The 24,755-nt window shown below is 32.2% G+C and carries 29 protein-coding genes and 1 pseudogene; 29 read left to right on the forward strand and 1 reads right to left on the reverse strand.

The genetic code is table 11. From position 1 onward, the window contains the following. Positions 1-4: 4 nt before the first annotated feature. The 16 genes from hypA to CAAU_RS06450 all read left to right on the forward strand — a co-directional run bounded on the left by hypA (position 5) and on the right by CAAU_RS06450 (position 11,770). Complete coding sequence (gene hypA, locus CAAU_RS06375; protein WP_008908606.1) at positions 5-346, forward strand: hydrogenase maturation nickel metallochaperone HypA; 342 nt, start codon at positions 5-7, stop codon at positions 344-346. Further along, positions 346-1,005: a hydrogenase nickel incorporation protein HypB gene (hypB, locus tag CAAU_RS06380; RefSeq protein ID WP_008908607.1), complete on the forward strand. Its 660-nt coding sequence runs from the start codon at positions 346-348 to the stop codon at positions 1,003-1,005. Before hypA ends, hypB begins: the two co-directional genes overlap by 1 nt. A gap of 12 nt (positions 1,006-1,017) precedes the next feature. Beyond that, complete coding sequence (locus CAAU_RS06385) at positions 1,018-1,536, forward strand: Na+/H+ antiporter subunit E (protein WP_156792048.1); 519 nt, start codon at positions 1,018-1,020, stop codon at positions 1,534-1,536. Then, entirely contained in the window at positions 1,533-1,787 is a 255-nt protein-coding gene (locus CAAU_RS06390; RefSeq protein ID WP_008908609.1) for an MrpF/PhaF family protein, read from the forward strand. Before CAAU_RS06385 ends, CAAU_RS06390 begins: the two co-directional genes overlap by 4 nt. Then, complete coding sequence (gene mnhG / locus CAAU_RS06395) at positions 1,784-2,125, forward strand: monovalent cation/H(+) antiporter subunit G (protein WP_008908610.1); 342 nt, start codon at positions 1,784-1,786, stop codon at positions 2,123-2,125. The genes CAAU_RS06390 and mnhG overlap by 4 nt, the downstream gene beginning before the upstream one ends. After that, the gene (locus tag CAAU_RS06400; RefSeq protein ID WP_008908611.1) at positions 2,118-2,369 is read left to right on the forward strand and encodes a hydrogenase subunit MbhD domain-containing protein; all 252 of its coding nucleotides are present in this window, start codon (positions 2,118-2,120) and stop codon (positions 2,367-2,369) included. Before mnhG ends, CAAU_RS06400 begins: the two co-directional genes overlap by 8 nt. Next, a complete protein-coding gene (locus tag CAAU_RS13915) occupies positions 2,366-2,716 on the forward strand; it encodes a Na(+)/H(+) antiporter subunit B (RefSeq protein ID WP_008908612.1) in 351 nt (116 codons plus the stop codon). The genes CAAU_RS06400 and CAAU_RS13915 overlap by 4 nt, the downstream gene beginning before the upstream one ends. Then, positions 2,700-3,155, forward strand: a complete 456-nt coding sequence (locus tag CAAU_RS06410) for an MnhB domain-containing protein (RefSeq protein WP_040306115.1) — start codon at positions 2,700-2,702, stop codon at positions 3,153-3,155. The genes CAAU_RS13915 and CAAU_RS06410 overlap by 17 nt, the downstream gene beginning before the upstream one ends. 24 nt (positions 3,156-3,179) lie before the next feature. After that, complete coding sequence (locus CAAU_RS06415) at positions 3,180-3,521, forward strand: sodium:proton antiporter (protein ID WP_156792051.1); 342 nt, start codon at positions 3,180-3,182, stop codon at positions 3,519-3,521. Then, a complete protein-coding gene (locus tag CAAU_RS06420; protein WP_008908615.1) occupies positions 3,521-5,410 on the forward strand; it encodes a proton-conducting transporter transmembrane domain-containing protein in 1,890 nt (629 codons plus the stop codon). The genes CAAU_RS06415 and CAAU_RS06420 overlap by 1 nt, the downstream gene beginning before the upstream one ends. 13 nt (positions 5,411-5,423) lie before the next feature. Then, the gene (locus CAAU_RS06425) at positions 5,424-6,386 is read left to right on the forward strand and encodes a respiratory chain complex I subunit 1 family protein (RefSeq protein ID WP_008908616.1); all 963 of its coding nucleotides are present in this window, start codon (positions 5,424-5,426) and stop codon (positions 6,384-6,386) included. A 6-nt stretch (positions 6,387-6,392) separates the two neighbouring features. Beyond that, positions 6,393-6,845: an NADH-quinone oxidoreductase subunit B family protein gene (locus CAAU_RS06430; protein ID WP_303525646.1), complete on the forward strand. Its 453-nt coding sequence runs from the start codon at positions 6,393-6,395 to the stop codon at positions 6,843-6,845. Further along, positions 6,842-7,282, forward strand: a complete 441-nt coding sequence (locus CAAU_RS06435) for a 4Fe-4S binding protein (protein ID WP_008908618.1) — start codon at positions 6,842-6,844, stop codon at positions 7,280-7,282. The genes CAAU_RS06430 and CAAU_RS06435 overlap by 4 nt, the downstream gene beginning before the upstream one ends. Positions 7,283-7,471: 189 nt before the next feature. Further along, on the forward strand, positions 7,472-8,539 hold the full coding sequence (orr, locus tag CAAU_RS06440; protein WP_008908619.1) for an ornithine racemase Orr: 1,068 nt from the start codon (positions 7,472-7,474) through the stop codon (positions 8,537-8,539). A gap of 123 nt (positions 8,540-8,662) precedes the next feature. Then, a complete protein-coding gene (gene deoC / locus CAAU_RS06445) occupies positions 8,663-9,340 on the forward strand; it encodes a deoxyribose-phosphate aldolase (protein ID WP_008908620.1) in 678 nt (225 codons plus the stop codon). A gap of 93 nt (positions 9,341-9,433) precedes the next feature. Then, entirely contained in the window at positions 9,434-11,770 is a 2,337-nt protein-coding gene (locus tag CAAU_RS06450; protein WP_008908621.1) for a Lon protease family protein, read from the forward strand. Between the two features lie 12 nt (positions 11,771-11,782). Here the strand turns inward: CAAU_RS06450 and ychF are convergent, their stop codons facing one another. Continuing rightward, a complete protein-coding gene (gene ychF, locus CAAU_RS06455) occupies positions 11,783-12,880 on the reverse strand; it encodes a redox-regulated ATPase YchF (protein WP_008908622.1) in 1,098 nt (365 codons plus the stop codon). Positions 12,881-13,169: 289 nt separating this feature from the next. On the opposite strand from ychF, the gene CAAU_RS15595 reads away from it, so the two are divergent. The 13 genes and pseudogenes from CAAU_RS15595 (at position 13,170) to CAAU_RS06515 (ending at position 24,726) form a co-directional block, all read left to right on the forward strand. Further along, complete coding sequence (locus tag CAAU_RS15595; RefSeq protein WP_008908623.1) at positions 13,170-13,310, forward strand: Spo0E family sporulation regulatory protein-aspartic acid phosphatase; 141 nt, start codon at positions 13,170-13,172, stop codon at positions 13,308-13,310. 142 nt (positions 13,311-13,452) lie between these two features. Further along, on the forward strand, positions 13,453-13,881 hold the full coding sequence (mraZ, locus tag CAAU_RS06460; RefSeq protein ID WP_008908624.1) for a division/cell wall cluster transcriptional repressor MraZ: 429 nt from the start codon (positions 13,453-13,455) through the stop codon (positions 13,879-13,881). A gap of 17 nt (positions 13,882-13,898) precedes the next feature. Continuing rightward, on the forward strand, positions 13,899-14,828 hold the full coding sequence (gene rsmH / locus CAAU_RS06465) for a 16S rRNA (cytosine(1402)-N(4))-methyltransferase RsmH (RefSeq protein ID WP_008908625.1): 930 nt from the start codon (positions 13,899-13,901) through the stop codon (positions 14,826-14,828). 28 nt (positions 14,829-14,856) lie between these two features. Continuing rightward, positions 14,857-15,321 (forward strand): FtsB family cell division protein, encoded by a 465-nt coding sequence (locus tag CAAU_RS06470; protein ID WP_008908626.1) that lies wholly within the window; start codon positions 14,857-14,859, stop codon positions 15,319-15,321. An 11-nt stretch (positions 15,322-15,332) separates the two neighbouring features. After that, positions 15,333-17,489, forward strand: a complete 2,157-nt coding sequence (locus CAAU_RS06475; protein WP_008908627.1) for a stage V sporulation protein D — start codon at positions 15,333-15,335, stop codon at positions 17,487-17,489. 60 nt (positions 17,490-17,549) lie between these two features. Beyond that, positions 17,550-18,992, forward strand: coding sequence for a UDP-N-acetylmuramoyl-L-alanyl-D-glutamate--2,6-diaminopimelate ligase (locus tag CAAU_RS06480; protein WP_008908628.1), 1,443 nt, complete (start codon positions 17,550-17,552; stop codon positions 18,990-18,992). 30 nt (positions 18,993-19,022) lie between these two features. Beyond that, positions 19,023-19,982: a phospho-N-acetylmuramoyl-pentapeptide-transferase gene (mraY, locus tag CAAU_RS06485; protein ID WP_008908629.1), complete on the forward strand. Its 960-nt coding sequence runs from the start codon at positions 19,023-19,025 to the stop codon at positions 19,980-19,982. Between the two features lie 9 nt (positions 19,983-19,991). Continuing rightward, positions 19,992-21,081 (forward strand): annotated as a pseudogene (gene ftsW, locus CAAU_RS06490) (putative lipid II flippase FtsW). Between the two features lie 15 nt (positions 21,082-21,096). Beyond that, positions 21,097-22,203: an undecaprenyldiphospho-muramoylpentapeptide beta-N-acetylglucosaminyltransferase gene (gene murG / locus CAAU_RS06495; RefSeq protein WP_008908632.1), complete on the forward strand. Its 1,107-nt coding sequence runs from the start codon at positions 21,097-21,099 to the stop codon at positions 22,201-22,203. Positions 22,204-22,205: 2 nt separating this feature from the next. Next, positions 22,206-22,922 carry a cell division protein FtsQ/DivIB gene (locus CAAU_RS06500; protein WP_008908633.1) on the forward strand — a complete coding sequence of 239 codons (717 nt, stop codon included), beginning with the start codon at positions 22,206-22,208 and terminating at the stop codon, positions 22,920-22,922. A gap of 13 nt (positions 22,923-22,935) precedes the next feature. Continuing rightward, a complete protein-coding gene (locus tag CAAU_RS06505; RefSeq protein ID WP_008908634.1) occupies positions 22,936-23,643 on the forward strand; it encodes a DUF881 domain-containing protein in 708 nt (235 codons plus the stop codon). A gap of 8 nt (positions 23,644-23,651) precedes the next feature. Next, positions 23,652-24,020 carry a small basic family protein gene (locus CAAU_RS06510; RefSeq protein WP_008908635.1) on the forward strand — a complete coding sequence of 123 codons (369 nt, stop codon included), beginning with the start codon at positions 23,652-23,654 and terminating at the stop codon, positions 24,018-24,020. Further along, positions 24,010-24,726, forward strand: a complete 717-nt coding sequence (locus CAAU_RS06515) for a DUF881 domain-containing protein (RefSeq protein ID WP_008908636.1) — start codon at positions 24,010-24,012, stop codon at positions 24,724-24,726. The genes CAAU_RS06510 and CAAU_RS06515 overlap by 11 nt, the downstream gene beginning before the upstream one ends. Positions 24,727-24,755 lie beyond the last annotated feature (29 nt).

Genomic DNA, 24,755 nt, shown 5'->3' on the forward strand with positions numbered 1-24,755 from the left:
TATTATGCACGAGTTAGCTATAACTGAAGGAATAATCAAAATTGCAAAGGAAGTAGCAGAAAAAAATAATGCCAAAAGGGTATTAAATATAAAGGTAAAATGCGGGGACTTCTCGGGGGTTATTCCTTCTTTAATTCAGGAGTATTTTGATATTGTTTCTAAAGGAACTATAGTTGAAGGTGCTAAACTTCTTATAGATAGAGTTCCTATTAAAATTATATGCTCAGAATGCAATAATGAAAGTGAGATAAAAAGAAGCGATATACGATGTCCAAAATGCGGTGGGTATAGATATAGGATTATTAGTGGTAAAGAATTTTACGTAGAAGCATTGGAGGTGGAATAGTGGAAATTAAAGTAGTAAAACAGATAATGGAATGGAATGAGGATTGCAGCAATGAAGTAAAAAAGGAATTAGACGAAAAAAAGGTTTTTATGATAAATATAATGGGATCTCCTGGTGCAGGAAAAACAAGTGTAATTGTTGAATTAATAAAAGAGCTTTCTAAAGATTATAAGCTCGCTGTTATTGAAGGAGATATAACTGGACAAATTGATGCTGAGAGAATTAGTCAGATGGGGATTCCAGTGGTTCAGCTTAATACAGATGGAGCTTGCCATATTGAGGCTATGTCCATAAAAAATATATTAAATTATTTTAATTTAAATGATATCGATGTATTATTAATTGAGAATATAGGTAATTTGGTATGTCCTGCTGAATTTAATTTGGGAGAGGACCTAAAAGTAGCAATTTTAAGTATTCCAGAGGGAGATGACAAAGTTCAAAAGTATCCATTGATGTTTTCAGTTGCAAATATTCTTTTGTTAAACAAATACGACATGAAGGAATTTTTCGAATTTGACTATGAAAAGGTATCCATGTATGCAAAAGGTTTAAATCCTAATCTTGAAATATATAGATTTTCTTCAAAAAAAGAATTTGATAACAAAGACCTATTTGCATCATTAAGAAGAAAAATAAAAGATAAATTAAATAAATAAGGGGGGATAATGATGAAAAATAAACCAGCTGCTGTTATTGCAACGTTTATATTATGCTTTCTAGTATGGATATTATTTACATTAACCTTTACAGCACAGGAATTAATAGCAGGTGCTATAGTCTCATTACTAGTTGCATTATTTACATCAAGTTACTTTATCCATGAAGATGCATTCCATTTATTAAAACCAAATGTGTTTATCAATTTCATAATTTATGTATTATTTATATTTCCAGTAGAACTTTGGAAGGCGAATGTAGATGTTGCAAAAAGAGCATTAAGTCCAAAACTTCCAATTAATCCTGGTATTGTTAAAGTTCCAGTTGACTTAAAATCCGAATATGGACTTGCTATGCTTGCAAATTCGATTACCTTAACACCGGGAACAATAACAATGGAAATAGTAGAAGAAAATGGACAGAATTATTACTATATCCATTGGATTGATGTTGCAAGTAAGAATAGCAAAGAAGCTGGTGATATGATTAAAGGAAAATTAGAAAACTGGATAAGGAGGATTTGGAAGTGATAGAGTTTGTTTATGTTGGGATATTTTATGTTATACTAGCATTAATGCTTTTATATAGGGTTTTAAAAGGACCTAGTGTTGTAGATCGAGCTGTTGCAGCTGATAGCATTGATATTTTAACTGCCATTGCTTTAATTGTTTTTTCGATTTATAGCAATAGAAGCATTTATCTTGATATTGCGCTTGTTTTAGCAATTTTAGGTTTCTTGGGGACTGTCCTTATAGCAAGATATTTGGAGGGAAGACTATGATAGTTAGGATAATAATTGATTTGTTTTTAATATTAGGTTGCTTTTTTGCTTTTGCAGGAGCAGTTGGTCTTCTTAGAATGCCAGATTCCTTTACTAGGATGCAATCAAGTACTAACATTGCAACCTTTGGAGTTCTTTGGACGGTTTTAGGTGTAGCTGTATATGCCTTTTCAAATCAAAATTTTGTTTTTGGAATCAAAACGGTCATGATAGGAATTTTTATAGTTCTTACGAGTGCAGTTGCGGGACATGCCATTCTAAAGGGAGGATATAAACATGGCATAAGACCGGAGAATTTAGTGGTTGATGAGTATAGGAGGGATAATCCTAATGAATAGTATAGTTATATTAAATACACTGGTTATAATTGCAATTATAGTTTCTGCAATTTTGACTGTAAAATTTGATAACCTTTTATCATCAATAATAGCTTTAGCAGTTACAGGATCCTTTGTAGCATTAGAGTTTATATTGCTACATGCACCCGACGTTGCAATAGCAGAAGCTGCTGTTGGAGCGGTCTTATCACCTGTGATATTTATTATAACCCTCAAAAAAGTAAAGGAGGGCAAGGAAAGATGAAAAGATTTGCTATAGCTTTTTCGTTGGTGGTTTTCTTGTTAATGGGATGTTATGCAATGTATTATTCATCTACATTAGATAGAACTTATAGTGGAACAAAACTTTCTGAGGTTTTAAAGAATGAACAAAATTACGATATGAATAAACCAGATGGAGTTGCTAATATTATCGTGAGAGAAAACTTAAAAAGAACAAAGTCTGTAAATGCGGTTACTGCTGTTGTATTTGACTATAGAGGATATGACACACTTGGAGAATCCTTTATTCTTCTTACAGCAATTGCCGGTTCAGTAGTTATTTTAAAGAGCCATAAGAAGGGAAGTGACCATGATGAAGGGCAAGAATAGACAAGTAAAGGATGTTATAGTAAAAACTGCTGCTGACTTTTTTACACCGATAGCCTTGGTCCTTGGATTTTATATAATATTACATGGACATCTAAGCCCAGGGGGAGGTTTCCAAGGTGGAGTTTTAGTTGCTTCTGCGGTGGTGTTAATCTATTTAGGCTATGGATATAATGAGGTTTCGAAGAAATTTAATATGGAAATCATAAAGAAAAATGAAGCTCTTGGTGCTATATTATTTACAGTATTTGGTCTTGCCGGTATTATATATGGCTCGGTTTTCTTTGCAAATGTATTTACAAATATAGGTGATGTTGGAGACTTAATTAGTGCAGGAACAATTATGTTTATGAACAATTCAGTAGGATACAAGGTTTTAACTGGGGTTGGATTCTTGATCCTACTAATGATAGGGCTTTTAGCTCCAGATAATGATAACTAAAAGGGGTGGATAGATTTGATATTAGTGAACTATATCGCCTGCATTATATTAATAGTATTAGGTTTTTATGTAATTCTAACAAAAAAGAATATTTTAAAGATTATCATCGGTATGGGGCTTATTGATTATGGAATAAATTTATTAATAATAAGCATAGGATTCAATCCTGGGGGAACAGCACCAATATTTACTTTTACTGAACTTAAACCCGAATCCTTCTTTGTTGACCCTGTTCCACAAGCACTTACTCTTACTTCAATAGTTATAGGTGCCTGTGTTACGGCGATGGCTTTATCCTTAGTTATAAAAATAAAGGAAAAGTATGGAACCCTTGATGCAGATAAGGTAAGGAGGTTGAATGGCTAATGCAACATTTTCCTATTTTATCAATTGTTACGTTATTTTTGGGAGCCTTCCTTACGGTAATTTTTGGAAGCAAAAATGAAACTGTAAGAAAGTTTATAGCTTTAGTTGCTTCATCTATATCGTTAATTTTGGTTTTAATGCTTATAAAGCCAGTTATGATAAAGAACAATGTTATTCAATATTGGTTAGGTAATTGGAGACCCATTCATGATTGGGCTATAGGTATAGGCCTTGAGGTTGATGCACTAGGATTATTCTTCGGGATTATAGCTGTTTTAACAATCTTTTTATCAATTATATTTTCATTCAAATACACAAAAAAGGATTCTGAAACAGACAAGTATTATGTTTTATTCTTAATGCTTTCTGGTGCTGTATTAGGTCTTGTATTTACTGGTGACCTTTTCAATATGTTTGTAATGATAGAAATTATGACCTTTGCAGCAGTTGGCTTAACTGCCTTTAGAAATTATCAAGAAGGAGCATTAGAAGCAGCTTTTAAATATCTTGTTTTGGGTTCTATCGGATCATCAATGGTTTTGGCAGGGACAATTACTATTTACTCACAAGTTCATACGCTGAATATGGCTCAAATTTCTGCTTTATTGTTTAACAATCTTACTCCATCGGCACTTTTCGCCTTTGCATTACTTTTAGCAGGATTTTCATTAAAGGCATTTGTGGTTCCTTTCCATCCTGCTGCACCAGATGCGTATATGTCAGCACCTTCGTCAGTGTCAATGGCCTTTTCGGGTATGGTTAATAAGGCGGGGGTATATGCTATTATTAGATTAGTTTATGTTCTTTTTCATGCAATGGACTTTAAGTCAGTTCAAATTTTATTAATAATCATTGGGACGATTACAATGTTTATTGGTGTTACAATGGCGCTTGCACAAAATGATTTCAAACGTTTACTTGCTTTTCATAGTATTTCTCAGATAGGTTATGTTATAACAGCTGTTGGGGTTTCAACAGCATTGGGATTAACAGCAGGTTTATATCATGCTCTTAACCATACTTTATTTAAAGGTTTGTTGTTCTTAACTGCTGGTGCAATATTTTATGCAACTGGAACAACTGATTTAAATAAACTTGGCGGCTTAGCAAGAAAAATGCCACAGACAGCAGCAATATTTTTAATTGGTGCCTTCTCAATCAGTGGTTTACCACCATTCAACGGATTTGTTTCCAAATGGCTTGTTTACCAAGCTACATTCCAGGCTAATCTTGCACCAGTTACTATAATAGCACTTTTAGTAAGTGTAATGACTTTAGCTTCATTTATAAAGGTTGCACAGTCAATATTCTTTGGACAAATGCCAAAGGAATTTGAAAACGTTAAAGAGGTTCCATTATCAATGAGAATTCCAATGTGGATTATGGCTATCCTTTGTGTAATAACAGGGGTTTTACCAAATATAGTGACAAAATATTTAGTATCGCCGGCAGTTACTGCGGCTCTAAATATAGGCAAATATATTGATCTTATGATGGGGAATGGATATTCAGAAAAAATATTAGGTAAACCAATTGAAATTCCTGCTGTTGATTTTACTCTTGCAGGTTATTGGGATCCTATTGCATGGCTTGTTCTGTTTGCCTTGCTATTGATAGCAGTAACCATAGTTGCAGTAGCAGGAGGATTTAATGCAGTTTCTCTTCCTACAGAAGTTGATGATCCAAAATATGATGTATTCTTTAGTGGGGAAGCAAGTGAGCATTCTCACGTTAAGGGAAATGACCTTTTCTGGGGATTAAAACATGATTTAAGACACTATTTTGGGTTTATGCATGATGCACATAGTGGGATAATTAATGACTATGCATTGTGGGCTATCTTTACAACAACAATATTTATAGTATATATTTTCTTACTTGTTCCATAAGGAGGGACTGGATTTGGTAGTTTTAAAGTATTTGTTTAATGTTTTAGTTTTTCCAGGTTTATTGTTCTCAGCATTGGTTGGTTTACTTTTATCAGGTTTAGATAGAAAAGTTGTTGCTAGAATGCAAAAGAGAATTGGACCACCAATAATTCAGCCAATTTATGATTTTTTTAAGCTTTTAGGTAAAGAAACAATTGTCCCAAGAGCAGCATCAAGAAGAACATTTTTATACGCACCAGTTATTGGACTTTTGGCGTTAGTAACTGTGACACTCTTTATCCCTATTTATAAATATACTGCAATTTCAACAGTTGCAGATATAATAGTTATTTTATATCTTTTAACAATCCCTGCAGTTGCCTTAATTATGGGTGGAGCAGCATCGGGTTCACCATATGCCGGCGTTGGAATTTCCAGGGAAATGGTAGCTATTATATCTTATGAACTCCCTTTAGTGATAGTTCTTCTAACTATTGGTAAACATGTAGGAATGGCTTTAAATAAGGGAGTAATAACATTTTCGCTTTCTCAAATAGTAAGTTATCAAGCAGAATTTGGACCGATGATTACTAATTGGAGGTTAATTCCAGCTGCATTGGCGTTACTTTTAATAATTCCAATTAAGGTTGGTAGCCTTCCTTTTGATATTGCAGAGGCGGAAATTGAAATTTGTGAAGGACCACTTGTAGAATATAGTGGTGCACCGCTTGCAATATTTAAGTTAAATCATGCAATAAAAATGTTCATAATGACTTCATTATTTGTAACATTGTTTTTAAGCGGTAAAGGAACAGGAATACTAATATTAGATATAGTATTGCAAGTTCTATTAAGTGCAGTAATAGTTGTTATTTCTATATCCACATTAAAAGCGATTACAGCAAGGCTTAAGGTAGAACAGGTTTTGAAATTCTTCTGGACTTATCCAACGGCATTAGCTTTAATTAGTTTGATACTTGTTTGGATTGGTCGTTAATAGGAGGTGTTACTTTTGTTTAAAAAGTTAATCGAAAAAAGCTTTGAAAAATCGCCTTGGTTATTTCACTTAAATACAGGATCATGTAACGGCTGTGATATAGAAATAGTTTCGGTTATAACTCCAAGGTATGATGCTGAAAGAATGGGCTTTAAGTTAACTGGTTCACCAAGACATGCAGATATAATTTTAGTTACAGGACCTATAACTTCGCAGTCAAGAGATAGGTTAATAAGAACTTTAGCCCAGGTTCCAGATCCAAAAGTTGTTGTATCAATTGGGTCTTGCCCGAGGTCTACAAATGTATTTAATGGTAGTTACTCTGTAGAAGGCCCACTAGATAAATATGTTCCAATTGATGTTTCTATAGCAGGTTGTCCTCCAAAACCAGAAGCCATAATCGATGGGCTTGCTAAAGCTATAGAGATACTCAGAGAAAAAAGGAGGGCAATGAAATGAAGTTCCCTTATTTAAAAGAAGCGATAAAATCTGTCTTTAAAAAACCAAGCACAGAAATATATCCAATAGTAAATAAAGAGGCACCGGAAGGATATAGAGGTAAAATAAATTATTATCCTGAAAAGTGTGTAAATTGTGGAATGTGTATAAGGGTTTGTGCTCCTGGTTGTATTACTAGAACTATTGAAAAGACCGAAGAGGGAGATAAAATCACCTTTAATTTTTATCAAGGTCAATGCACCTTCTGTTCTCTTTGTGCTGACTTTTGCCCAAGAGGAGCAATAGAACTTACTAAAAATTATCATCTTGCTGTTACGGATGAAAAGGATTTGTTGGTTTCAGGAACATTTATAAAAAAGCTTCCACCAAAGCCTCCTGTTCAACCACAACAACAAGTTCAAAATCAACAAAATCAAGGGGCAGCTAAAACTGAATAAGTTTAAAAAAGCCTTAAGGTTTAGCCTTAGGGCTTTTTTACTTATAGGAAGGAATTTAAACTTTGGTGAAGAATATATTTATAAAAGAATTTATTAAAAAAGTAGTGTTAAACGTTGAAAAACCTTTAAAGAAAGAGTTTGCAATATGGATATTTACTATATAAATTATAGCAATTTTGGGGGTGGGTTATGGGTTACCCAATGCTTGAAATAAACAGTAGTAAAATAAAAGAAAACACCAAACTTATTGTTGATGAATGCCACAAAAGAGGGATACAAGTTGCTGGGGTAACAAAGGTTTTTGCGGGATACGAAAGGATAGTTAGGGCAATAGTAGATGGGGGAATAGACATAATAGCAGACTCAAGAATTGAAAATTTAAAGAAATTTAAAAAATACGATCTCCCTAAAATGTTAATAAGAATTCCTATGAAAAGTCAGGCAAGAGAAATAATAAACTATTCAGATATAGCATTGGTTTCGGAATTTGATACTATTAAAGAATTACAAAAATATGCTAAAAAAGAAAACAAAAAATACAAGATAATATTAATGGTAGATGTCGGCGATTTACGGGAAGGAATATTTTATAAGGAAAAACAGGAGATATATGAAACAGTAAAAAAAATTTTAGAACTTAGCAACATTGAACTCCATGGAATTGGGACTAATTTATGCTGCTATGGTGGGGTGATTCCTACCAAAGATAATCTAACTGAGCTTGTAGGTGTCAAAAAAGATTTAGAAAATTACTTTAATATTAGAATCCCTATAATTTCGGGAGGCAACTCAGAGAATATTCAAATTATGAGGATGAATGAAATGCCAATGGAAATAAACCAATTAAGAATTGGTGTAGCATTGGCAATGGGGATAGGCTTATATGACAAGCCGATAGAGGGACTAAATACAGATACAATAAAGCTTTATGCAGAAATAGTAGAAATAAAGGTAAAGCCATCAGTTCCTATTGGAACAATTGGGATAGATGCTTTTGGAGCTAAGCCGCAATTTGAGGATAGAGGATTTAGAAAAAGAGCAATTTGTGCGTTAGGAAGGCAGGATGTTTATCCTGAGTTTTTGCAACCTATTGATGAAAAAATTAAGGTATTAGGAAGTAGTAGCGATCATCTGATAATTGATATAACTGACTCTGATAAAGAACTTAGGATAGGTGATGTAATTGAGTTTCGTGTTTTATATGGTGGTCTTCTTTCAGCTATGACATCTAAGTATGTAAAAAAGAAAGTTTTATAGTGACAAAGTTTGCTTAAATAAGTATTACTATTGTAAAACCAAAAGAAGTATGTTATTATGATAAGGCAAATAAAATACTAATCGGCTATTTATAGATGCATTACATATTTAAGGAGGGTAAATATGATTACAAAGGAATATGTAGCCTCAATCATCGACCATACAATTCTAAAGGCAGAGACTACACCAGACGATATAAAAAAGATATGCAATGAGGCAAAGGAGAATTCATTTGCATCTGTTTGTGTTAATCCTTGTTATGTTAAATTAGTTGCAGATGAATTAAAGGGATCAAATGTTAAAGTTTGCACTGTCATAGGCTTCCCATTGGGGGCAACAACTAAAGAAGTGAAAGCCTATGAAACAGAGAAGGCAATCGAAGATGGTGCTAATGAGGTTGACATGGTTATAAACATAGGTATGCTAAAGGCAGGAAATTATGATTATGTAAAGGAAGATATAAAAGCAGTTGTAGATGCAGCTAAAGGTAAGGCGTTAGTTAAGGTCATTATAGAAACATGTCTTTTAACTGATGACGAAAAGATTATGGCGTGCAAATTAGCAAAGGAAGCTGGTGCGGATTTTGTTAAAACTTCAACAGGTTTTAGCAAATGGGGAGCAAAAGCAGAGGATGTTAAGCTAATGAGGGATACAGTAGGACCAGAAATGGGAGTTAAAGCATCCGGTGGAGTTCATAGTTTTGAAGATGCTGTTAAAATGATTGAAGCGGGGGCAAATAGAATAGGAGCAAGTTCATCTTTGAAAATAATTGGCAAGTCAAAAGATGAGCAATCCTATTAATTTTAATATCCTAAAGGATTATATTTTAATCCTTTAGGATATTTTTGCTTTATTGGTGAATATTTATATAATAAGGCTATAAGGGGGGATTTAATGGCTAAGTATAAAAAGTTAAAATATGAAGACTTAGTTGTAAAGTTGGATTTTGTGCCAGATTTTAAAACAACAGAGGAAATTGCAAATTATTATGATTTAATAGGGCAGGAGAGGGCTGTTCAAGCGTTTGAGATGGGATTAAAACTTGACAAACCTTATTACAATATTTATGTATGTGGAACAAATGGGAGTGGGAGAAAAAAATTTGTTTTGGATAAGTTAAAACAAATTGCAAAGATGCAAAAAACACCGGACGATTGGTGTTATGTTTATAATTTTAATGATGCACTAAGCCCTTTAGCAATTAATTTAAAGGGTGGAACAGCAGAAGAATTTAAAAGCGATATTGAAACGATGATAGAATCTTTATTTGAAGAAGTTCCGAAGATGTTCTCAGATGAAGAGTATGAAAAACAAAGAGAAGATATAATTGATTATTATCAAAAAGAAACAATTAATATATTAGATAGACTATATGATGAGGCTAAAAGTAAGAATTTTACAGTGAAGTCTACAAAAGAAGGATTTGTTTTTATTCCTCTAATTGATAATGAAGAGATGAGCGAGATCCAGTATAATGAACTTGAGCAGTCTGAAAAGAATAAAATAGCAGAAGATGTTAAAACTTTAAAACTTTTAGCATTAGAAGTTTTAAGAAAGACCAAAATATTAAGAAAGGAAATGGCTGAAAGGCTACGCAAACTTGATGAAGAGAAATCCTTTGAGCTTATAAATGGGAAAATAAATAAGTTTATTAATAAGTATAGTTATAACGATAAAATAGTTCAATATTTAAAGGATTTACAGAATGATTTAATAAATAATATAGATGCATTTATGCAGGATGATGAAAACACTCTTGAGGATGATTACTTTAAAAAATATTATGTTAATATAATAACTTGTAATAAGGAAGAAGGAGCACCGGTTATCTATGAAGAGGATCCTGAATTTAATAATCTTATTGGAACAATCGAATATGAAAATTACAAGGGTGCTTTAGTTTCAGATTTTACGATGATTAAGCCTGGAAGTTTACACAGAGCAAATGGAGGCTACCTTGTAATAGATGCACTTCAACTATTAAGCACATATCAAGGATGGAAGGCGTTAAAGAATGCATTGAAAAATGGTTGCATTTCAATAGAGAATCTAAGAAATCAATTAGAAATAATCCCTATTGTATCTTTAAAACCAGAAAAAATACCATTAAAAATAAAAGTTGTTTTAATCGGAAGTGAATTTTTATATAGTTTGCTTTATGAGTATGATGAAGAGTTTAGGGAACTATTTAGTATTAAAGCAGAATTTGATAGTGTAATAAAAAATACTCCAGATAACGTAAACGAATTCTTAGGTTTTATAAGTTACTATTGTTCCCAGAACAATATTCCACATGTTACTTATAAAGGATTTTTAGAATTATATAAATATGCTTTAAGATTAGCAGAAAGCAAGAAATATTTTACTGCAAGAATAAGAGAAATTGCAAATATTATTGACCAATCGGCGTTAATATGTAAAGAAAGGAAAGGAAAACACATTACTGATAAAGATATTAAAGAGGCTATAGAAAAATTATATAAAAGGCATAGTCTTTATAAAGAAAGAATTTTGGAAATGTATAAAGAAGGCAAATATATTATACAATTAAACGGATATAAGATAGGAGAAATAAATGCTCTATCGGTGATTGAACTTGAAGACTTTGCCTTCGGAAAACAAAATAGAATAACTGTTACTACTTATAGAGGTAAGGGAGGAGTAATAAATATAGAAAGAGAAGTAAAAATGTCTGGTTTTATACATGATAAAGGAGTCTTAATTTTAACGGGTTATTTAGGCCAAATGTTTGGACAAAAATATCCTCTTTCCTTTAATGCCAGCATTTGCTTTGAACAATTGTATGGGGGAATAGAAGGGGATAGTGCTTCGGCAGCAGAACTTATTGCGCTAATTTCAAGTTTAGGAGATATACCGATAAAACAAAGCATAGCAATAACAGGATCTGTCAATCAAAGGGGAGAGATACAACCAGTTGGAGGAATAAATGAAAAAATAGAAGGTTTTTATGATATATGTAAATTATATGGACTTGATGGAACTCATGGGGTTATTATTCCTGCAAGCAATGTTGGAGATTTAGTATTAAAGGAGGAGATAATAGAAGCTGTTAGAAAGGGAATATTTAATATATATTCAGTTAGTAATATAGAGGAATGTTTTGAAATACTTTGCGACGAAAAAATGGTAAAGGACAAAAAAATTATGGATGTTATAAGAGAGAGGGTAGAAAATAAATTGAAAAGTTACAATGAAGGCTGCCCTAATTAGGCAGCCTTATGATTAAACGTTAAATCTAAATACTACTATATCTCCATCCTGCATAACGTATTCTTTTCCCTCTAGACGGATAAGTCCTTTTTCTCTTGCTGCAATTTCAGAGCCACATTTTATAAGATCATCATAAGCAACAACTTCCGCACGTATAAATCCCTTTTCCATATCGGAATGTATTTTTCCTGCTGCCTGAGGGGCCTTAGTTCCTTCTTTAATAGTCCAAGCTCTAACTTCCTTGGGACCAGCTGTTAAAAAGCTTATAAGGCCTAACAATTTATAACTAGCTTTTATTAGCTTATTTAATCCTGGCTCCTCAAGACCGTAGCTTGCTAAAAATTCCATCTTTTCTTCGCCTTCAAGCGTAGATATTTCTTCTTCTAATTTTGCACAAATAACTACAACTTCAGAGCCTTCATTCTTAGCATACTCTTTAACTTTTTGAACGTATTGATTTTCTACATTACCCGAGATAAGATCATCTTCAGAAATATTGCAGGCATACAATACAGGTTTTGAAGTCAATAAGAAGTATTGCTTTAACATTTCCTGCTCATCATCAGACATTTCTAATGTTCTTGCTGGTTTTCCTGATTCTAGATGAGTATATAATTTTTCCATAAATTGGAGTTCATCTTGAGCTTTTTTATCTCCTGATCTTGCTGACTTTTTTGTTTTATCCATTCGTCTTTCTAGAACTTCCATATCAGAAAATACAAGTTCGAGATTAATGGTTTCAATATCCCTTATTGGATCAATAGATCCCTCCACATGGACTATGTTTGAGTCTTCAAAGCATCTTACAACGTGGACTATTGCAGCTACTTCGCGAATGTGAGATAGAAACTTATTTCCAAGCCCTTCTCCTTTACTTGCTCCCTTTACAAGGCCTGCTATATCATAAAATTCTATTACTGCAGGAGTAACCTTTTCAGGGTTATACATCTCAGCCAACTTTTCAAGTCTTTCATCTGGAACAGCTACTACGCCAACATTGGGCTCTATTGTGCAGAAAGGGTAATTGGCACACTCAGCACCAGCTTGAGTTATAGCATTAAATAATGTGCTTTTACCCACGTTTGGCAATCCAACAATACCAAGTTTCATGATTTTTCTTCCTTTCTTTATGTTTTGTTAACGACATTGTAATTATATAATATACAAAATCATTATTCAAGTAAGTATGATTATGTAGAAATTAATAAATTCTATATAATTATTTATTTGTCATTTAGTATCACTTGATGTATTATTTTTAACAAATAAATAATAATAATGGATATGTTGACAAAAAATAGTATTTATAATAATATATAATCATCACCACTTTCCACCACAAAAAAAATCGGTGGTGATTAAAAATGATTGGAAATAAAATTGAAGAGTTAAGAGATAATTGTATGAAAAGATTAATTCAAATTGTGATTATGAAACTATAGTTAAATTAAGTCAAGAATTAGACAGGCTAATTAATAGCTATTATATAGATTTTTACATTATGAAAGGTAAGGAAAATAAAAATATTATCGAGCATTAAGAGGTGCCAAAGGCACCTCTTAATTTTTTTGTAAAATATATATTTTAAATTTTTTTTAAAATATAGCAGGAAAACGAAAAATGGTATAGAATTATAAATGTAGTGGTGGAAAGTGGAGTAAAGTGGTTAACGGGGGATAGTTATGTTTATCGGAGAGTATCAACATGCCCTAGATTCAAAAAACAGAATAATTATTCCAGCAAAGTTTAGAGAAAAGCTAGGTTCAAAATTCGTTATGACAAAGGGACTAGATGGATGTTTATACGCATATCCTATGGATGAATGGGCTAAATTAGAAGAAAAATTAAAAGCCCTTCCGTTAACCAATAAGGATGCTAGGGCTTTTGTAAGATTTATATTTTCTGGTGCGGCAGAAATTGAAATCGATAAGCAGGGTAGAGCTTTAATTCCGCAAAATTTAATTGAATATGCAGGCATTATAAAGGAGATAGTAACAATAGGAGTATTAAGTAGAATTGAAATTTGGAGTAAGGAAAAGTGGAATGAATACAATGACCAAAATATCGATTATAATGAAATTGCTGAAAAAATGTCGGAGCTTGGAATTTAAAAGAAAAGGTGAAGTGTATGGAGTTTAAGCATTATTCTGTTATGTTAAATGAATGTATAGAAGGTTTAAACATAAAAAGCGATGGGATTTACGTAGATGGAACCCTAGGAGGAGCAGGACATTCTAGTGAAATATTAAAAAGATTATCAAATGGAAAGCTAATCGGTATCGACCAAGATATCGAGGCTTTAGAATACTCAAAAAGAAAACTGTCTAATTATAACAATGTGATTTTTGTTCATGATAACTTTTCAAATATAAAGTCAATATTAAATGAATTAGAAATAGATAAAGTAGATGGTGTTTTGTTAGATCTTGGAGTTTCTTCCTATCAACTTGATAATCCAGAAAGAGGATTTAGCTACATGCATAATGCTAGATTGGATATGAGGATGAATAAAGATAATTCAATAACGGCATGGGATGTTGTCAATAAATATTCTAAGGAAGAATTGACAAGGATTATTAAAGAATATGGAGAGGAAAACTTTGCATCAAAAATAGCAGATCTTATAGTTAAACGAAGAAAAGTAAAGCCAATAGATACGACCTTTGAGTTGGTCGATATAATTAAAGATGCAATTCCAGCAAGGGCAAGAAGAGAAGGTGGACATCCAGCAAAAAGGACTTTTCAAGCTATAAGAATAGAGGTGAATCAAGAATTACAAATACTAGAAAAGGCAATATATGATTGTATAGATGTCTTAAAATCAGGAGGGAGGATATGCATAATAACATTTCATTCACTTGAAGATAGAATTGTTAAAAATGTCTTTAAAGAGCGTGAAAACCCTTGTAGTTGTTCTAAAGATTTACCCTTTTGTGTTTGTGGAAAAAAACCAGAATTAAAAGTTATAACTAAAAAACCGGTTCTTCCATCGGAGAAAGAGCTTTTGGAAAATTCCCGTTCTAAAAGTGCAAAGCTTAGAATAGCAGAAAAATTATAAGTTCTAAATGAATTGAGGGGTGAATAAATTGATAATGGCAAGCAATAAAGCTTATATGAGGGGTTCTGTTGCATATAAATTAGAAGAAAAAAAGACTATAGAAGCACAGCAAGAAAGATCTAAGAAAGTTGAAAAGAAGTCTAAAAAGAACTTTGCCAAATTCGTAATAACTGTTGTTTTCATTTCTTTTATTTCCTTTGCATTATTAGTAAGATTTTTTTATATTTTAAAATTAAATGCTGAGATTAGAAGCATAAAAAAGGAAATTAAATTAATGCAAGATGAAAATGACAATTTGAGAGTTGAAATTGCAAAACTTAATAATATAAAAGATATAGATAGAATTGCTGTTCAAAAATATGGCATGATAGTTCCTCATCCAAGCGATGTTCACTATTTAGAGGTTACACCTTTAAATATAGCAGATAAAGAAGATGAAAAAACAAATAATAAAATGGCGTTTATTTATAGATTATTGGGATTAATTAATTAGGGGGTATCTATTTGACAGGGCCAAAGACTACAATTATCAATAAAAAAAGAGCAGCATGGTTATTAGTAATTATATTCTTATTACAGCTGGGTATTGTAACAAGATATGCCTACATTCAGATAATCTGGTCTCCTAAGCTTCAGAAGTGGGCAGTTGAACAATGGACACATGATATAAAGATTGACGCAAAAAGAGGCAAGATACTTGATAGAAATGGAAACCCTTTGGCTGTGAGCGGCAATGTTGAAAGGGTTGACGCTTTTATGAAGGATATATTTGATGCTGAAAAGGAGAAAAAAATAACCCGTGAAGAGATTGCTGAAAAGCTTTCTCCAATATTAGGAATAAGTAAGGAGACTATATTAGCAAAATTTAATAAGAAATTGTCAAATGGACAGCCGATTGGAAGTGTAACGATTGCAAGAAGAATAGAAAAGGAACAGGGAAATAAAATAAGGGAACTGAAATTGCCTGGGATAGTAGTTTCTGAAGATACTAAGAGATACTACCCTAATGGCAATTTTTTAGCTCATGTGCTTGGCAATACTGATATTGATGGAAATGGAAGAGCAGGGCTAGAGTATTATTATAATGATATATTAAAGGGAGTTCCGGGCAGATTTATGGGTGAGACGGATAAATTCTTTAGGGAACTTCCATATAGATTAGCTACTTATGTTCCACCTCAAAACGGTTCAGATATAGTCCTTACAATAGATGAATATATTCAATATTATACTGAAAAGGCCCTTGAAAAGGGGTTGCAGGAATATAAAGCAAAGCAAATATCAGCAATTGTAATGGATCCCAAAACTGGAGAAATTCTTGTCATGGCAAATAAACCCGATTACGATCCTAATAATCCAGTTAAGGGTTCGGTTGAAGAGGCATTGAAGCTTTGGAAAAATAGAACAGTTAATGATAGCTTTGAGCCAGGTTCGGTTTTAAAGATATTAACTGCAGCTGCTGCGATTGAAGAAGGAATTGTTAGTGAGAAGGATAGATTTGTCTGCAACGGTTCTATAAAAGTAGCTAATAGAATTATTCGTTGTTGGAGGACAAGGGGACACGGCATACAAAATTTTACAAATATACTTGAAAACTCTTGTAATGTTGGATTTGTTATTTTAGGCCAAAAACTTGGAAAAGAGAAACTACACAAATATTATTCTCTTTTTAACTTAGGGAAAAAAACAGGTATAGATTATCCAGGGGAAGCTTTAGGCCAGGTAAGGGATGTAAGTAAAGTTGGACCTGTGGAATTAGCGACAGAATCATTTGGACAAGGAATTTCAGTCACTCCAATACAATTTATAACAATATTAGGATCAATAGCAAATGACGGTAAGATGATGCAGCCACATCTTGTAAAAAGGATTGTTAAGACAGATGACGAAGGTAATACAACTGTCGTTAAGGAATTTGAGCCTAAGGTTTTAAAGCAAACAATTTCAAAGGAAACGGCCAATAAACTTCTTCTCATGCTTGAGAGCGTTGTAAAAAATGGGGCAGCAAATAAGGCTTACATTGAAGGATATAGAATAGGAGGAAAAACCGGAACAGCTCAGAAGGTAATAGATGGTAGATATGCACCTGGAAAATATATTTCATCCTTTGCTGCAATTGCTCCGATAGATGATCCAAAGGTTGTTATATTTTTGTCTATCGATGAGCCTGATCCTTCAAATTATTATGCAGGAAGCACAGCTGCACCACTTGCAAGGGAGATACTTGAAGATGTTTTAAGATACATGAATGTTCAGCCTAATATTTCTTCAACGAATATTCCCAAGGAAGTGATGATACCTGAAGTTAGAGGAAAATCCATAGAACTAGCTATTAAAACTTTGAAGGAATTAAAATTAGACTATGAAACTCAAGGAAATGGGACAATTATATATGATATAAGTCCTAAACCTGGTATAATAGTAAAGGAAAATACAAAAATAGCTTTATATCTTGGAACATCAGAAAATAAAAACTTAAGAGTAGCTGTTCCAGATTTTACTGGAAAAACTAAAAAGGAAATAATAGAGATTGCAGAAAAGATTGGATTAAAGGTTGAATTTTTAGGAGATGGAATTGCTGCCTCACAAGATATTTCACCAAATACTGAAGTTAATAAAGGAACTATAGTTAAAATAATATTAGAGGTTCCAGAAGATTAATAGGAAGTCAATGCCTTATGGCATGACTTCGTTTTTAATTTGATAAAGGGAGGTAAGAATATGAGATTAAGTGAATTAATATCGGGAATAGATAGTTGTATTTTTGTGGGAAATGATGTTGACATAAAACATATTACTTATAATAGTAAGGATGTCACTGAGGGATCTTTGTTCATTTGCATAGAAGGTTTTAAAGTTGATGGACATCATTTTGCACAGGAGGCTGTGGATAGGGGAGCTAAAGCCCTTATTATAAGTAAAGATATAAATATCTTTGGCGATGTAACCTTAGTAAAGGTTAAAGATACGAGAAAAGCCATGGCCATTATATCATCAAATTTTTATAAAAAACCTGCTGAAAAAATAAAAATTGTAGGTATTACTGGAACAAATGGAAAAACCACATCAACTTTCATGATGAAAAGTATACTAGAGTCTTACGGCCAAAAAATAGGATTAATAGGAACTATTTATAATATAATTGGAGATAAAATAATAGAAGCTAAGAGAACGACTCCAGAATCATTAGATTTGCAATGTTTATTTAAAGAAATGGTTGATAATAATTGCGCTTATTGTGTTATGGAGGTTTCATCACATTCTTTGGAACTAGAAAGGGTATATGGAGTGGACTTTGAGGCAGGAATCTTTACAAATCTAACTCAAGATCATTTAGATTTTCATAAAACAATGGAAAATTATTTTAAAGCCAAACTAAAACTTTTTGAAAGGGCAAAAAATGCTATAATAAATATAGATGATGATTATGGAAAAGAAGCTTTAAGATATGTAAAAGGGAACATATTAAAATATGGTATTGATAGTGTTGCTGATGTTTATGCTAAAGATATAACAATGTCAGATGAAGGGACAAAATTTAAGTTATGCTATGAATCAAATGAAATTGAAGTTAATCTGCATTTGCCAGGGAAATATAATGTTTATAATGCATTAGGTTGTGCAGCTGCAGCATTGTCTTTAGGAATTGATATAAATACTATCAAAAAAGGTCTCGAAGCTTTAAAATCAGTTCCAGGTAGAAGTGAAAGAATTAAGGCAAAACAGGGATTTACTGTTATAATTGACTATGCACATACTCCGGATGGCATTGAAAATATTTTAAAGGCAACAAGGGAATATACAAAAGGAAGGCTAATTATTTTATTTGGAGCTGGTGGAGATAGAGATAAAACTAAAAGACCTTTGATGGGAAAAGCTGCGGGAACTTTTGCTGATTATTGTATTATTACTTCAGATAATCCTCGAAATGAAGAGCCAGAGCAAATAATACAAGATATAATTCCAGGTGTTGAAAAAACAGGGTGTCCTTATAAGATCATAGTTGATAGAAAAGAAGCAATTAAGTATGCTTTGATGAATGCAAAGAAGGATGATGTCATTGTTATAGCTGGAAAAGGTCATGAAACATATCAAATATTAAAGGATAAAACGGTTCACTTTGATGAAAAGGAGATAGTTAATGAATTATTACAGGAAATTTAACGAAAGATCTTAAAGGAAGAGGGGAAAAGAATGCAGATAACAATATTGGCTACGATAATTTCCTTTATAATTTCGCTTCTATTAGGTCCTGTTATAATACCTGCCCTAAGAAAATTCAAATTTGGACAAAGTATTAGGGAGGAGGGCCCCAAAAGCCATCTTAAAAAAGCGGGAACTCCTACAATGGGGGGAATAATTTTTATTCTAAGCCTAATTCTAACTGTTTTAGCTATAACAAATAAATTTTCCGGCGCTTTGTTTATTGCTCTTTTAACGACCGTCGGATATGGATTTATTGGATTGCTTGATGACAGCATTAAGATTATAAGAAAAAGAAATTTGGGACTTAGGGCATATCAAAAATTATTAGGACAAATTTTATTAGCTTTGATTTTATCTTATTATGCTTTTACAAATCCACAGATAGGAAGTAAAGTTCATATTCCATTTACAAATCTCTTTATTGATTTGGGATATTGGTATATTCCTTTTATGGTTTTTGTTATAGTTGGGACAACAAATGCAGTTAATTTAACTGATGGTTTGGATGGACTAGCCGCATCGGTAACCTTGATTGTAAGCGTATTTTTTTCAGTAATAACTTATGGATTAGGCCAAAAGGATTTATCTGTATTTTGTGGTGCATTGGCAGGGAGCCTACTTGGTTTTCTAAAGTTTAATGCATACCCTGCAGAAGTATTTATGGGAGATACAGGATCCTTAGCATTGGGTGGTGCAATATCTGCCCTTGCTGTTTTGCTCAGAATGCCCTTTATAATAGTAATAGTTGGTGGAATCTATGTTATTGAAACGTTATCTGTAATTCTTCAAGTTATTTCATTTAAATTGACTGGCAAAAGAATATTTAAAATGGCTCCTTTACATCATCACTTTGAACAAAAAGGCGAGCATGAAACAAAGATAGTGGCATGGTTTGTGATTTTTACTGCTATTTTATGTTTAATAGGTTTTTTAGCAATTAGTATTTAGGAGGTTTATATGAATAAAAAACAGCCCTTTGACTATGTTTTGTTTGGTGTTATACTGATTTTGCTTGCTATAGGTATAAATATGGTATTTAGTGCCAGCATGTATATCGATAAGGAACTATATAATGATGGATTTTATCATTTGAGGAAACAGGCTATATGGGCATCCTTAGGAATTGGTGCTATGTATTTTACATCTAAAATTGATTATAAAATATACAAAAACCGTAAATTAATAGCATTAGGCATGCTTATAACAATATTTTTGTTAGTTGTGGTTTTTGCTTTTACCTCCTATAAAAGGTGCAAGGAGATGGATTGGGTTTGGAAACCTTGGAATTCAGCCATCAGAACTTGCTAAAATAATTTTAGTTATTTATTTGTCGGATAATCTTTCAAGAAAGGGAGAGAAGGTTAAGACATTTTTACAAGGTGTATTGCCAGTTCTTATAGTGTCTGGAATTTTTGCTGGACTTATAATTGCTGAGCCCAATATGAGCACATCTGTAATTGTTATGGCAACTGCATTTTCTATGCTGTTTGTTGCCGGTGCAAAAGTTAGTCAATTAAGTGTAATCTTAATTTTAGGGGCAGTGGTGGCCTTTTTTGCAATGAAAAGTGCAGATTATAGATGGAGAAGATTCACAGCTTTCCTTAATCCTTGGGCTGATCCCCTTGGCGATGGTTATCAAGCTATACAATCTTTATATGCATTAGGAGCAGGTGGATTTTTCGGCGTGGGTTTTGGACAGTCAAGACAAAAAAATTATTATATACCTGAAGCTCAAAACGATTTTATTTTTGCAATTATTGGTGAAGAGTTTGGATTCATTGGAGTATTTTTTATTATTTTGTTATTTACAATTTTAATATGGAGAGGGATTAGAATTGCAATAAATTGTAAAGATAGATTTGGAATGCTTTTGGCAGCAGGAATAACGAGTTTAATAGCAATTCAATCAAGTATAAATTTACTAGTTGTATCATCTTCAATGCCTGTAACCGGCGTAACATTGCCACTTATTAGTTATGGAGGCTCTTCTTTATTGTTTACGTTGATATCTCTAGGTATTCTTCTAAATATTTCGAGGGATTTGTAGAATGGAGTGATTAAGGTGCGAGTTCTAATTTCAGGTGGCGGAACGGGTGGCCATATTTACCCTGGTGTTGCAATAGCAAAAAAGATATTACAAAAATATCCAGATGCAAAGGTCTTATTTGTTGGAACAGAAAATGGGCTAGAAAAAAAATTAATTCCACATGAGGGATTTGAAATTCAATTTATAACGGTTGAGGGATTGAATAAAAGGCTTTCTAAAAAAACTTTATCTTCGATAAAAAAGGTATTTAAAGGATTTTTTGATGCTAATAAGATAATAAATATATTTAAACCTGATATCGTTATAGGAACTGGGGGATATGTTTGCGGTCCTGTTGTTTTAGCTGCTAGCTTAAAAGGAATCCCTACAATTATCCATGAGCAAAATGCTATCCCCGGACTTACAAATAAAATATTGTCTTATTTTGTATCAAAGATCGCTATTACTTTTTCTGAATCAGAAAGATTTTTCCCTAAAAGTAAAGTTGTTTTAACAGGAAATCCGATTAGAGAAAATATATTAAGGAAAATAGGTGAAAGCAATAAAGAAAAATGGGGAATAAATAAGGATAAACCTACAGTATTAGCTGTTGGAGGCAGTAGAGGTGCGAGTCGTTTAAATGATTTTGTTATAAATATAATTCCAAAATTAATAGAAGAAAAAATACAATTAATATTTATAACTGGAGAAAGAGAATATGAAAGGGTTATAAGAACCTTAAAAGAAAAGGGAATAAACAATTTAGAGGGAATCATTATTATTCCATATGCCTATAATATGGACGATGCTTTGACAGCCTGCGATTTAATCATTAGTAGGGCAGGAGCTACAATTATTTCTGAGATAACTGCCCTTGGAATACCTTCTATACTTATTCCATCGCCAAATGTTGCCAACAATCATCAGGAATATAATGCATTATCCCTTGAGCAGAATGGAGCTGCGATTGTTATTAAGGAGTCGCAGATTTCAGATGATGTTTTTTCACAGCAAGTTATTAGCCTTGCCAAAAATAAAGACTTATTAACTAAAATGTCTTCAAATGCTAAAAAATTTGCAAAAATAGATGCTGCTGATAAAATTTGTGAAATAATTTTAGAACTTGTTAAAAAGGATGATTAAATATGGGAAAAAACAAGAAAAAACTTATAAGATTATCTTTTTTAATTTTCTTTATAGCTGTATTTATTTTTTTATTAATAAAGTCAAGTTTTTTTAATATTAAGTCGATAAATGTTGTAGGGAATTACTTAGTTTCAAAAGAAGAAATAATTGCACTATCAGACGTTCTGGAAAAAAATATATTTTTAATATCCAAAAATAGAATAACAGAAAATATTAAAAATAACCCTTATATTGAAGAAGTAAGAATAAAACGTAAGTTGCCTGCCACATTGGAAATTACTATAGAAGAAAAGAAAATTAAAGGGGTGCTTAAGTTAAATAATTCCTTTGTTAATATAGATAATGAAGGTAGAATGGTCCAAGCACTCGATACATTTCCACATGATAAGGTGTTTATTATTGAAGGGATCAATGTTAAGGAATATATTCCAAACGAATACGTTTCAAAGGATAAAAATGTATTAGAATCATTAAAGGAAGTATTAAAGGTTTGCGAATATACTAAAGAGCTAGGAATTATTTCTGCTGATTTAAGGGACCTTGAAAACATAAAGTTTAAAACCAAAAATAATTTGGTTATTGATGTTGGTGATTGCAGTAATTTAGACTATAAATTAGGGTATGCCAGAACTATAATTAAAAGCAAGCTTGTTAATAATAAAAGTGGTGTAATAGAGATAACCTCAACTGGAATAGCTGTTTTTAAAAAACAATGAAAGGAGATCAAAGATGAACAACCGATCTTCTCAGCTATGGATAGGATTTATTTGTGTTATTTTAGGGTTTATGGTTTCGTATCAGTTAAGATATATAAAAACTCCGAGATATCAGTATACGACAAGGCAGTTTGAAAACCTTGTAAAAGAAACAGAGGACCTAAAAAAACAAAGAGATGAATTATTAATAAAAACACAAGAGCTACAAATGAAAATTGATGAAATTGAAAAATCCGTAGCAAGCTCAAATAAAGTTGCTAGCCAAATGAAGGAGGAGCTTGATCAATTAAGGTTACTATCGGGATTAACAGATGTTGAAGGACCAGGAATTGAAATAACAATAACTCCAGTAAACGATCTTTCAAACAAACAGGCGTCGCAGGTTTATTATAAGGATTTAATTGACATTGTGAATGAACTTAATTCAGCTGGTGCGGAAGCTATATCAATAAATGATGAAAGGTTTGTAGGAAGAACTCAGATAAGACAGGCAGGGCTATCGATAAAGATAAATGACAGCAAATTTGATCCAACTCAACCCTTTGTTATTAAAGCAATAGGGGATCCTGCAATATTAGAAGGAGCTTTTAAAATGCCAGATAGTATAATTGAGATTCTTAAAAAAATTGGTGGATTTGAAATTAAAATTGTAAGATCGGATAAAATAAAAATTTTAAAGTATAATAAAAATCTTGAATATAAATATATTCAAAGGAAGTAGGTGATAAATTGATCCCATTAATTGGATTGATAATTGGTATTATTTTAGGGATGTTTCTAAAGGTAGATATTCCAGCTGCATATTCAACTTATGTTCCTGTAGCTATTCTTGCTGCTTTAGACTCTGTATTTGGAGGCTTTAGGGCATCTTTAGAAGGTAAATTTCAATCAGATATATTTATTTCAGGATTTTTTGGTAATGTAATTATAGCAGCTCTTCTTGCATATTTAGGAGATAGATTAAATGTCCCAATTTATCTTGCTGCAGTATTTGTATTTGGAAGCAGGTTATTTAATAACTTTGCAATTATAAGAAGGCAAATAATTGACATGGCTAAGGAAGGGAAACATGTAAGGAGGAAAAATGATGAGGCTTAATGTTAAAAATATTTTCCTTCTTACATTAGGAGTGTTGTGCGGAATTATTTTAACTTCTTTTATTTTAACGAATCCATTTAAACCTACACTAATTTTAACTTATAAGGAGTTTCAGAGAAAAAACTTAGAACTAAACCAGTTAAAGAATCAAATAAGCATCTTAAATAAAGATATTGAAAATATGCAACAAAAGTTAATAGAATATCAAAATAGCAGTAGAATCACTCAAAATGTATTGATGACAATGAAAAATGAATTAGATGATGTTAGACTGTTTTCAGGTTTTTGTGATGTTGAGGGGCCAGGAGTTAGGATTATTATTGATGATAATAGAAACTACGATATATCTGATGACAATATATTGGATTATATTACACACAATAGTGATATTTTATATGTTATATATGATTTGAAGAATGCTGGTGCTGAAGCTATCTCAGTTAATGGCCAGAGAATAATTTCAACCTCTGAAGTTACTTGTGAGGGCCCAATTATTAAAATAAATAATCAATATATTGTTCCACCCTTTGAAATTTTAGCTATCGGCGATCCGGATGCTCTTTATTTTGCGATGACTATGCCAGATAGCAAAATAAAGGAATTACAATTTCGCCAGTTGTATGTTAGAATAGTAAAAGAAAAAAGTATAAAAATATCAGGTTACAATAGGAAGACTGTTCCAAAATACATTAAAATTTCTAAATAATTTTTATGCTGAATAAAAAGGAAATTAAT

The sequence above is a fragment of the Caloramator australicus RC3 genome, assembly GCF_000297115.1.
Taxonomy (GTDB): Bacteria; Bacillota; Clostridia; order Clostridiales; family Caloramatoraceae; genus Caloramator; species Caloramator australicus.

Coding starts and splice junctions, on each gene's coding strand:
- CAAU_RS06385 (WP_156792048.1), top strand. CDS start 1,018: ATGAAAAATAAACCAGCTGCTGTTATTGCAACGTTTATATTATGCTTT.
- CAAU_RS06480 (WP_008908628.1), top strand. CDS start 17,550: ATGAGATTAAGTGAATTAATATCGGGAATAGATAGTTGTATTTTTGTG.
- rsmH (WP_008908625.1), top strand. CDS start 13,899: ATGGAGTTTAAGCATTATTCTGTTATGTTAAATGAATGTATAGAAGGT.
- mraZ (WP_008908624.1), top strand. CDS start 13,453: ATGTTTATCGGAGAGTATCAACATGCCCTAGATTCAAAAAACAGAATA.
- CAAU_RS06420 (WP_008908615.1), top strand. CDS start 3,521: ATGCAACATTTTCCTATTTTATCAATTGTTACGTTATTTTTGGGAGCC.
- orr (WP_008908619.1), top strand. CDS start 7,472: ATGGGTTACCCAATGCTTGAAATAAACAGTAGTAAAATAAAAGAAAAC.
- CAAU_RS06435 (WP_008908618.1), top strand. CDS start 6,842: ATGAAGTTCCCTTATTTAAAAGAAGCGATAAAATCTGTCTTTAAAAAA.
- CAAU_RS06400 (WP_008908611.1), top strand. CDS start 2,118: ATGAATAGTATAGTTATATTAAATACACTGGTTATAATTGCAATTATA.
- mnhG (WP_008908610.1), top strand. CDS start 1,784: ATGATAGTTAGGATAATAATTGATTTGTTTTTAATATTAGGTTGCTTT.
- hypA (WP_008908606.1), top strand. CDS start 5: ATGCACGAGTTAGCTATAACTGAAGGAATAATCAAAATTGCAAAGGAA.
- CAAU_RS06500 (WP_008908633.1), top strand. CDS start 22,206: ATGGGAAAAAACAAGAAAAAACTTATAAGATTATCTTTTTTAATTTTC.
- CAAU_RS06515 (WP_008908636.1), top strand. CDS start 24,010: ATGAGGCTTAATGTTAAAAATATTTTCCTTCTTACATTAGGAGTGTTG.
- CAAU_RS06450 (WP_008908621.1), top strand. CDS start 9,434: ATGGCTAAGTATAAAAAGTTAAAATATGAAGACTTAGTTGTAAAGTTG.
- CAAU_RS13915 (WP_008908612.1), top strand. CDS start 2,366: ATGAAAAGATTTGCTATAGCTTTTTCGTTGGTGGTTTTCTTGTTAATG.
- CAAU_RS06410 (WP_040306115.1), top strand. CDS start 2,700: ATGAAGGGCAAGAATAGACAAGTAAAGGATGTTATAGTAAAAACTGCT.
- mraY (WP_008908629.1), top strand. CDS start 19,023: ATGCAGATAACAATATTGGCTACGATAATTTCCTTTATAATTTCGCTT.
- CAAU_RS06505 (WP_008908634.1), top strand. CDS start 22,936: ATGAACAACCGATCTTCTCAGCTATGGATAGGATTTATTTGTGTTATT.
- deoC (WP_008908620.1), top strand. CDS start 8,663: ATGATTACAAAGGAATATGTAGCCTCAATCATCGACCATACAATTCTA.
- ychF (WP_008908622.1), bottom strand. CDS start 12,880: ATGAAACTTGGTATTGTTGGATTGCCAAACGTGGGTAAAAGCACATTA.